General features: G+C 35.3%; 8 protein-coding genes. All 8 read right to left on the bottom strand.

From position 1 onward, the window contains the following. Positions 1–61: 61 nt before the first annotated feature. Entirely contained in the window at positions 62–1,330 is a 1,269-nt protein-coding gene (gene ilvA, locus BK821_RS11535; protein ID WP_046838153.1) for a threonine ammonia-lyase IlvA, read from the bottom strand. A gap of 29 nt (positions 1,331–1,359) precedes the next feature. Further along, positions 1,360–1,935, bottom strand: coding sequence for a 3-isopropylmalate dehydratase small subunit (gene leuD, locus BK821_RS11530; RefSeq protein WP_046838152.1), 576 nt, complete (start codon positions 1,933–1,935; stop codon positions 1,360–1,362). A 1-nt stretch (position 1,936) separates the two neighbouring features. Continuing rightward, a complete protein-coding gene (gene leuC, locus BK821_RS11525; protein ID WP_046838151.1) occupies positions 1,937–3,307 on the bottom strand; it encodes a 3-isopropylmalate dehydratase large subunit in 1,371 nt (456 codons plus the stop codon). 17 nt (positions 3,308–3,324) lie between these two features. After that, positions 3,325–4,365 carry a 3-isopropylmalate dehydrogenase gene (gene leuB / locus BK821_RS11520; RefSeq protein ID WP_046838150.1) on the bottom strand — a complete coding sequence of 347 codons (1,041 nt, stop codon included), beginning with the start codon at positions 4,363–4,365 and terminating at the stop codon, positions 3,325–3,327. Then, positions 4,365–5,897 carry a 2-isopropylmalate synthase gene (locus BK821_RS11515; protein ID WP_046838149.1) on the bottom strand — a complete coding sequence of 511 codons (1,533 nt, stop codon included), beginning with the start codon at positions 5,895–5,897 and terminating at the stop codon, positions 4,365–4,367. Before BK821_RS11515 ends, leuB begins: the two co-directional genes overlap by 1 nt. A gap of 168 nt (positions 5,898–6,065) precedes the next feature. Beyond that, the gene (gene ilvC / locus BK821_RS11510; protein WP_071331698.1) at positions 6,066–7,070 is read right to left on the bottom strand and encodes a ketol-acid reductoisomerase; all 1,005 of its coding nucleotides are present in this window, start codon (positions 7,068–7,070) and stop codon (positions 6,066–6,068) included. A gap of 55 nt (positions 7,071–7,125) precedes the next feature. Next, positions 7,126–7,599 carry an acetolactate synthase small subunit gene (gene ilvN, locus BK821_RS11505; protein ID WP_046838147.1) on the bottom strand — a complete coding sequence of 158 codons (474 nt, stop codon included), beginning with the start codon at positions 7,597–7,599 and terminating at the stop codon, positions 7,126–7,128. Next, complete coding sequence (ilvB, locus tag BK821_RS11500; protein ID WP_071331697.1) at positions 7,600–9,387, bottom strand: biosynthetic-type acetolactate synthase large subunit; 1,788 nt, start codon at positions 9,385–9,387, stop codon at positions 7,600–7,602. Between the last annotated feature and the right edge of the window lie 8 nt (positions 9,388–9,395).

The raw sequence follows: 9,395 nt of genomic DNA, 5'->3' as shown, positions 1-9,395 counted from the left end.
TAATCTCAATAAATTGAGAAGTGGTTCTATAAAAAAAAGGCTTAGCATGATTGCTAAGCTTTTAAATAAGAAGTGAGTAAAGCATTTTATTTTCATTGATATAAATATTTGAGGAATCAAATTCATCAACATTGGCTTTTAAATTATCTAAACCTGCATGGTTATATAATTGTATGCCTATGATTACTGTACCTGTATTTTGTGATGATTTTTTCAAATATTCAAATTTAGTAATGTCGTCTTTTGGACCAAGTACATCGTTAACAAACTCTCTTAAAGCACCAGGACGTTGAGGGAAGTTTAATATAAAATAGTGTTTCATTTCTTCAAATAACAATGAACGTTCTTCTATTTCCTTCATGCGGTTAATATCATTATTACCACCACTAACTACGCATACAACTGTTTTACCTTTAATTTGTGATTTATATTGATCAAGCGCAGCTACGCTTAAAGCGCCAGCAGGTTCTGCTATAATTGCTTGTTTTGAATACATATCCAAGATTGTTGTGCATACTGCTCCTTCATGGACTTGAACATAATCATCAACTACATCTTTAGCAATATCATAAGTGATTTGACCTACTCTAGCTACTGAAGCGCCATCTACAAACTTATCAATATTAGGTAATGTTACGATTTGATTTTCAACAACTACGGATTGATACATACTACTGGCTCCAGCAGGTTCTACGCCTACTATTGAGGTTTGAGGTGAATGATTTTTAAAGTAAGTACCAACACCGGAAATGAGTCCACCGCCACCAATAGCAGCAAATAAATAATCAAATTGTACATTGTCTTCTTTAGATTGTTCAATAATTTCTTTAGCAAGTGTACCTTGTCCTGCAATTGTATAAATATTATTAAAGGGATCAATAAAATTCATTTTATTATCTTCTGTATACAGGAGTGCTTCTTTTAAGCAATCATCAAAAGTATCACCTGTAAGAATGACTTCAGTGTTTTCACCACCAAAGAATTTAACTTGATTTATCTTTTGAAGTGGAGTAGTTACAGGCATAAAGATAACTGCATTCAAATTTAATTTACTCGCAGTATATGCTACACCTTGCGCATGGTTGCCTGCACTTGCACACGTAATACCACTTTGTCTTTCACTTTCAGTTAGGGTTACAATCGCATTGTAAGCACCTCTAAGTTTGAAAGATCTTACCCATTGTAAATCTTCTCTTTTTAGGTATACATTACATTCATATTTATGAGATAAATAATGATCTTTTTGTAATGGTGTCTCTTTAACAATATCTTTTAATTGTAAGAAAGCTTCATCGATATCTTTTGAAGAAACAGTTGTTTTTACAGTCATAAATTTCACACCTTTATATATTTATATTACTAGAACGTTTTAGCAGTTTCATAGGCTTTTATTTCATTTTCGTATTCCAAAGTTAATGCGACATCGTCTAGGCCATTAACAAGTTTGTTTTTCCACGTTTCATCTATATCGAAGCTAAAAGTTTTATCAGAAGTTGATACAGTTTGATTTGGTAAATTTACTGTAATTTCCTTAGCCTCAGCTAGATATCTTCTTATATCTTCATTTAAAATAATTGGTAGCATTGCGTTTTTAGTACAGTTCATATAAAAGATATCACTGTAACTACCGGCAATGATAATATCAAAGCCATAGTCTTTTAGGGCCCAAGCAGCATGCTCACGACTTGAGCCACAGCCGAAGTTATCTCCAGTAATTAAAATCGTGGCATCTCGATATTCAGGCTTGTTTGGGTTAAAATCAGGATTATCTGTTCCATCATCTAAATAACGCCATTCATCGAAAGCAAAAGGGCCGAACCCGGTTTTGGAAATTCTTTTCAAATGGGCTTTAGGTATAATTTGGTCTGTATCAATATTGTCATGAAAAAGTGGAACTACTTTTCCAGTATAGGTTGTGATTGGTTTAATCTCCATTTTATACAACCACCTTTCTAACATCTACGAATTTACCTTTGATTGCTGCAGCTGCTGCCATTGCTGGGGATACAAGGTGTGTTCTTGCACCTTTACCTTGTCGGCCTTCAAAATTACGATTACTTGTTGAGGCACAATGTACACCATTTGGCACTTGGTCAGGGTTCATACCTAAACACATTGAACATCCAGGTTCTCTCCATTCAAAACCTGCCTCTTTAAAAATTTTGTCTAAACCGAGCTTTTCTGCTTCAATCTTAACAGTACGTGAACCAGGTACAACTATTGCAGTGATATTAGGATGTACGGTATGACCATTAACGATATGACTTGCTTCTACTAAATCAGATAGGCGAGCATTCGTACAGGAACCTAAAAATACATAACCCAAATCAATATCTTCAGCTTTTTGGCCAGGTTCTAGCCCCATATATTTATAAGCACGTTCATCATTTACATTTTGTATTTCAGGGAAGGGTGTGCTAAAGCTTACGCCCATTTCTGGGCTTGTTCCCCAAGTGACTTGAGGCTCTAAGTCTGTTACATCCATTTCGATGACTTTATCAAATACGGCATCATCATCACTATACAGCTCACGCCATTCATCTACTGAATATTCAAAATTAGTTGCATAAGGACGACCTTTTACATATTCAAAAGTAGTTTCGTCTGGTTGCATCATGCCGTATTTTGCACCGGCTTCAATAGCCATATTACAAATGGTCATTCTTGCGTCCATAGATAAATTTCGAATTGTTTCACCAGAGAATTCTAAAGCATAGCCTGTGCCGAAATCTACACCATATTGACTAATTAAGTGCAGAATAATATCCTTCGCGTAAACGCCATTTGGTAATTTGCCGTTAACATCAATTTTGAGATTTTTTGGCTTAGTTTGCCAAAGTGATTGTGTGGCAAATACATGTTCAACTTCACTTGTACCAATACCAAAAGCAATAGCTCCAAAAGCACCATGTGTTGCTGTATGTGAATCGCCACATACAATTGTTTTACCTGGTTGTGTTAAGCCAGTTTCTGGTCCAACCATATGCACAATACCTTGTTCATCGGATCCCATATCAAAAATATGAACGCCAAATGCTTTAGCATTGTCTTGCAATGTAGTGATTTGTTTATTTGCTATTTCGTCTTTAATGTTATAAATATCTACTGTTGGTACATTGTGGTCTAGTGTTGCAAAAGTTAAATCTGGGCGACGTAATTGTCTGTTTTGAATTCTAAGTCCTTCAAATGCTTGAGGAGATGTAACTTCATGTATAAGGTGCAAATCTATATATAATAACTGTGGGTCACCTTCTTTACCAGTTAAGACATGCTTATTCCAAACTTTATCAAATAGTGTTTTACCCATATGACATCTCCTCCTTTTTATATTTTACCTTTAACAAAATTAAAAATTTCTGACGTTTTATATTTACCGTTCAAATCACTAGTAGTTTTACCATCTTTTATTAATTCATATATAATCGTTTCTAATTTTTCAGCAGCTTCTAATTCATTTAGACTCTCTCTCAGACACATTACCACTGACAGTAACATACCAAATGGATTAGCTTTATCTTGATTAGCAATATCAGGTGCTGAACCATGAATTGGTTCATAAAGTCTTGGACCGCGTTCACTAAAGCTTGCTGATGGTGACAAACCTAAGGAACCAGGAATCACTGAAGCTTCATCACTTAAAATATCACCAAATAAATTTTCAGTAACAATAACATCAAATTGAGATGGGTTTGTAATTAAATGCATGGCACAAGCGTCAACAAGTAAATGATTAACTTCCACTTCTGGATAATCTTGTGCAACATCATTAATTACTTTACGCCATAATTTACTGGATGAAAGGACGTTTTCTTTGTCGACTGAAGTTAGTTTTTTATCACGTTTTTGAGCTAAATCAAAAGCTACTCTAGCAATTCTATCTATCTCAGTACGTGAATAAGTGAGTGAATCAAGCGCATTGTTGTCATCCCATTTTTTAGGTTCTCCGAAATAAATACCACCTGTGAGTTCTCTTACGAGAATGAAATCTGTACCTGCAACGCGTTCTTCTTTAATAGGGGATAAATGACTCGTGCCATTCGTTACTGTAGTGGGGCGTATATTTGCAAATAGACCTAAGGCTTTGCGTATGCCTAATAAACCTTGTTCCGGTCTATTATTTGGGTCTGTCCAATTAGGTCCCCCCACAGCACCTAAAAGGATTGCATTTGCATTTTTACATGCGGTTAATGTTGAATCTGGAAGTGGTATGCCATGGTTATCTATAGCGATACCGCCGAAATCATGTTTCTCTAATTCATAATTAAAATTGAATGATTGACTTAGAAGTTCTAAAATTTCTAACGACCCATTTAAAATTTCTGGGCCAATGCCATCACCTGGAAGTGCTACAATCTTATAACTCATTAATGTATACCTTCTTTCTTTGCAGCGTTGGTTACATATTTAGCATGAGCTTCGACATATGCCTTACAAGAAGCAAGTAGTATATCGTGATCAATACCTACACCTGTAACAATTTGCTCGTCAATTTTAAGCTGTACATGTACTTCACCTTGAGCATCAGTACCCTCAGTTACCGAATCAATGCGATAATCTAAAAGTTCAGTTTCACGATTAAAGATGCGATCCACTGCGTTATAAATAGATACGATAGAACCTGTACCAATACTTGAATCTTGATAGGTATGTCCATCTTTATCTTTAATCACCACGACAGCACTTTGTAAACCGTTTGATACAAATTGTAATTGTAGATTTTCAACTTGATAGATTGCATTTTGCTCGTGCTCAGTACCTTGTATTAAAGCGTGTATGTCACGGTCTGTAACAGCTTTCTTCTTATCAGCAATTGTTTTAAATTGTTTGAAGAGAGATTTTTGTTCTTCAGTTCCAATTTCATAACCTAGAGCTGTTAGCTTTTCAGCAAAAGCATGTTTACCTGAAAGTTTACCAAGCGGCAACGCTGTTGTATTTACTCCAACAAGTTGAGGTGTCATAATCTCATAAGTTTCAGGATTCTTAAGTACACCGTCTTGATGGATGCCTGATTCGTGGCTAAATGCATTTTGGCCAACAATCGCCTTATTTCTAGGGACTCGAATACCTGCAAATCTAGCAATTAAATCAGATGTTTGTTTCGTTTCTTCTAAATTAATTTGAGTTTGATTGTTGTAATGATCTTGTCGAACGTAAAGGCCAAGAGCAACTTCTTCAAGCGCTGTATTACCTGCACGTTCCCCAATACCATTTAGAGTGCCTTCAATACGTTTTGCGCCATTTTCAATTGCTGCCATACTATTTGCTACTGCTAGTCCAAGGTCATCATGACAATGTGCGCTATAAATCACATCATGATTTGCAGTTATTGATTCTTGAAGTGTTTTGAAAATTTGACCATATTCTGATGGATAACTAAATCCAACAGTATCAGGTATATTGATAACACTAGCACCGGCATTAACAGCTGTTTGAACACATTCTATTAAGAAGGGCAATTCCGTTCTTGTAGCATCTTCTGGTGAAAATTGAACAATATCGAAATATTGCTTAGCATATGATACGTGTTCAGTGATAGATGCTAATACTTCTTCTTTAGACATCATAAGTTTAGAGTCTCGATGTATAGGACTTGTCGCAATAAATACATGAATTCTTGGTTTTGCTGCTTCTTTAGTTGATTCATAAACTGCATCTATATCTTTTTTTACACAACGTGCTAATCCACAAACAGCTGTTGTAGTTAATGCTTTAGAAATGGCTTCTATAGATTTAAAACTACCTGTGCTTGATGCAGGGAATCCTGCTTCAATAATATCGACGCCCCATTTTTCAAGTTGCTTTGCAATTTTCAACCGTTCATCGAATGAAAAGTTAACACCTGGTGTTTGTTCGCCGTCTCTTAGTGTTGTATCAAATATTTGAATATGGCTACTCATTTTCAACATCTCCTCACAATAATTAGTAACTAGTAACTTAATAAAAGCATGAAATTGTAATAAGTGAAGAGTTATAAGTGGAAAAGTGATATCACGCTATCATTGATAGGGAATTCACTTCATCCAATTAATAACTCTTTAGTTATCATAACTTTTTAGTGCTAAATTTTATTTTTCAATACTTTTAGATTTAATGAATGGCATCATTTCACGTAGGTCTTTACCAACTGCTTCGATTTGATGACCATGTTGTTCTTCACGTAATCTATGGAATTCTTCAAAGTTATTTTCGTTATCTTTGATGAAACGATCACTGAAGTTACCTTTTTGGATATCTTCTAATACTGCTTTCATATTATCTTTAACGTCTGGTGTAATAACACGAGGACCAGAAACGTAGTCACCAAATTCAGCTGTATTTGAAATTGAATAACGCATGTTTTCCATACCGCCTTCATACATTAAATCAACGATAAGTTTCATTTCGTGTAATACTTCGAAATATGCAATTTCAGGTTGGTAACCAGCTTCTACTAATGTTTCAAAACCAGATTGGATTAATTTAGTTACGCCGCCACAAAGTACAGCCTGTTCACCAAATAAATCTGTTTCAGTTTCTTCTTTGAATGAAGTTTCAAGTACACCAGCACGTGTTGCGCCAATGCCTTTAGCATAACTTAATGCTAAGTCTCTAGCATGACCACTAGCATCTTGTTCTACTGCGAATAGGGCAGGTACTGCACTACCTTCAGCGAATGTACGACGAACTAAATGTCCAGGCCCTTTAGGTGCTACTAAGAATACGTCTACATTTTCAGGTTCTTGGATAACATCGAAATGGACATTAAATCCATGAGCAAAAACTAATGCATTATTGGCTTCTAAATTAGGTTCGATTTCTTCTTTATATACTTGCCCTTGAATTTCATCTGGTAAAAGAACCATGATGACATCAGCTTGTTTTGCTGCTTCATTTACAGGATATACTTCGAAACCATCGTCTTTAGCTTTATCAAAAGAACGTCCAGGTCTGATACCGATAATTACATCATAACCATTGTCTTTTAAATTTTGAGCATGGGCATGTCCTTGAGAACCATACCCTACGATAGCTACTTTTTTACCTTGTAAAGCGTCATTTGTTACTGATTGGTCATAATAAACTGTTGTCATAATTAAATCCTCCATGTTTTTTATTTAAGTATTTGCAATTTTCTAAAAAATTTAGCTAGATAATACCAGCTGAACCTGTTCTAGAAACTTGTTCAATTTGATATGATGATAGGTCATCTAATAGATTATCCATCGTATATTGTGGACCTGATGCCTGAAGATACGTAAAAGGCTCTTCATTTTTCAGAATAGATACTAGCGCATCATACGGTTTAATAACTTTTTGTAATTCATTTTGATCTTTTGGTGTTTTCAATTTAACAAGTACGAGTTCTCTGTTATAAGTATTTGTATCTGTAATGTCTTCTACATGTATAATATTAATTTGTTTCTCTAATTGTTGTATTAGATTACGTAATACATCTGTATCAGGCACTTCAGCTACAAAAGTGATATCAGAGGTTCCTTCTTCTAGTGTAGGCGTGGCAGATAACGTAACAATATTAAACTGTCTACGAACAAAGATACTTGTTAATCTGTTTAAAGTACCTGCCTTGTCTCTTACTTTAGTTCTAAAAGTTCTTCTCATTTATAGTCCCTCCATCTCATGGTTAGCTTTACCACTTGGTACCATAGGAGATACTGTTTCAACTGGTGAAATGCGAACCTCAATTAAAGCTGGACCGTCGTACTGGAAAGCTTCGTCAATTTGTTGTTCTAATTGTGTTGGATCATCTATTAGATAACCTTTTACATTATAAGCCTCAGATAATTTTATAAAATCTGGTTGATCATTAAATACTGAGTGAGAAAAACGTTTATTAAAGAATTTATCTTGCCATTGCTTAACCATGCCTAGCGTACCATTATTGATTAATACGATTTTAATATTAATACCGTATTCGTCTAAAATAGCCATTTCCTGATTGGTCATTTGGAAGCCACCATCACCAACAAAGGCAATAACTGTTTTGTCAGGTTGAGCTAACTTAGCACCAATCGCTGATGGTATACCGAATCCCATAGTACCTAAACCACCACTTGTAACAAGTTGACCGTGATTTTTAAATGGGTAGAATTGTGCAACCCACATTTGATGCTGTCCTACGTCAGTGGTTACAATTGCATCACCATTTGTGATATCTCCAATATATTCAATCGTACGTTGTGGTTTAGAGAAAGTACCATCTTCATCATCTTTATAAGTAAAAGGATGTTGTGCCTTATTCGAATTACACGTTTCTAACCAATTTTCATGTTTAATAGAATAACTTTCAAAATCTAATAAAGCTTCCAAAGTTGCTTTACAATCGGCAACAATACCTAAATCTACTTTAATCACTTTATTTATTTCAGAAGGATCAATGTCAACGTGGACTATTTTGGCATTTGGTGCAAATTCGTCAGGGTTACTTGCTAATCTATCATCAAACCTACTGCCAAAGTTAATGAGTAAGTCACATTCTGTTAATGCCATGTTACTAGCATATGATCCATGCATACCTCCCATTCCTAAGAATAGGGGGTGTTCATAAGGAATTGCTCCTAAGCCAAGAAGGGTGCTTACTACAGGTAATTGATGTCTATTTACAAATTCTGTGAATACTTTATTTGCTTTTGCATGATTAATACCAGCGCCAGAAAGTACAATTGGTTTTTTTGCACTTTTCAAGTAGTCACGTAATTTTTGAATATCATCTTTCTTAGGTTTATCAGGAATAGAATAACCCGGAAGTTCTAATTCATCAGTTACCGGTGTATTCGTTGAGAGCACACCCATATCTTTAGGGAAATCTATAACTACTGGTCCTTTTCTACCTGTATTAGCGATATGGAAAGCTTCATGAATAATTTTAGGAATATCACTTACATTTTTTACTTGATAATTATGTTTTGTGATAGGCGTCGTCATTGACAATAAATCTGCTTCTTGGAAGGCGTCTTTACCGATACCTGGTGTTGCAACTTGTCCTGTTATAACTACCAAGGGTAATGAGTCACTGTAAGCATCAGCAATACCAGTAATCGCATTTGTAGCTCCTGGGCCACTCGTCACGACTACAACACCGGTATTTCCAGATACACGTGCGTATCCTTCAGCAGCATGTGTAGCACCTTGCTCATGTCTTGCTAAGATATGTTTGATCTTAGCATCATAAAATGTATCGTATAATGGGAGCACAGCGCCTCCTGGATAACCAAAGATAAAGTCAACATCTTCATTTACTAGTGATTCGACTAATAACTCTGAACCAGATCTCATTTTATCTACTGTCTCTTGTTCTAATTCAACTTCTGGTTCTATGGATTCAGCAGCTTCTAAATAATCGAAATTTTCTGACATTTCATAATCAAGCGTTTTTGTTTGTTTAGACATTGTTCTCA

Origin of the sequence: Staphylococcus sp. LCT-H4 (assembly GCF_001866145.1) — a bacterium.
GTDB classification, from domain to species: domain Bacteria; phylum Bacillota; class Bacilli; order Staphylococcales; family Staphylococcaceae; genus Staphylococcus; species Staphylococcus succinus.
Note: the sequence above shows the minus strand (reverse complement) of the source record. Positions and strands in the feature narration are given on the sequence as shown.

Excerpts from the sequence above, each read along its gene's own strand:
- ilvA (WP_046838153.1), bottom strand. The coding sequence starts at position 1,330 with ATGACTGTAAAAACAACTGTTTCTTCAAAAGATATCGATGAAGCTTTC.
- leuD (WP_046838152.1), bottom strand. The coding sequence starts at position 1,935 with ATGGAGATTAAACCAATCACAACCTATACTGGAAAAGTAGTTCCACTT.
- leuC (WP_046838151.1), bottom strand. The coding sequence starts at position 3,307 with ATGGGTAAAACACTATTTGATAAAGTTTGGAATAAGCATGTCTTAACT.
- leuB (WP_046838150.1), bottom strand. The coding sequence starts at position 4,365 with ATGAGTTATAAGATTGTAGCACTTCCAGGTGATGGCATTGGCCCAGAA.
- BK821_RS11515 (WP_046838149.1), bottom strand. The coding sequence starts at position 5,897 with ATGAGTAGCCATATTCAAATATTTGATACAACACTAAGAGACGGCGAA.
- ilvC (WP_071331698.1), bottom strand. The coding sequence starts at position 7,070 with ATGACAACAGTTTATTATGACCAATCAGTAACAAATGACGCTTTACAA.
- ilvN (WP_046838147.1), bottom strand. The coding sequence starts at position 7,599 with ATGAGAAGAACTTTTAGAACTAAAGTAAGAGACAAGGCAGGTACTTTA.
- ilvB (WP_071331697.1), bottom strand. The coding sequence starts at position 9,387 with ATGTCTAAACAAACAAAAACGCTTGATTATGAAATGTCAGAAAATTTC.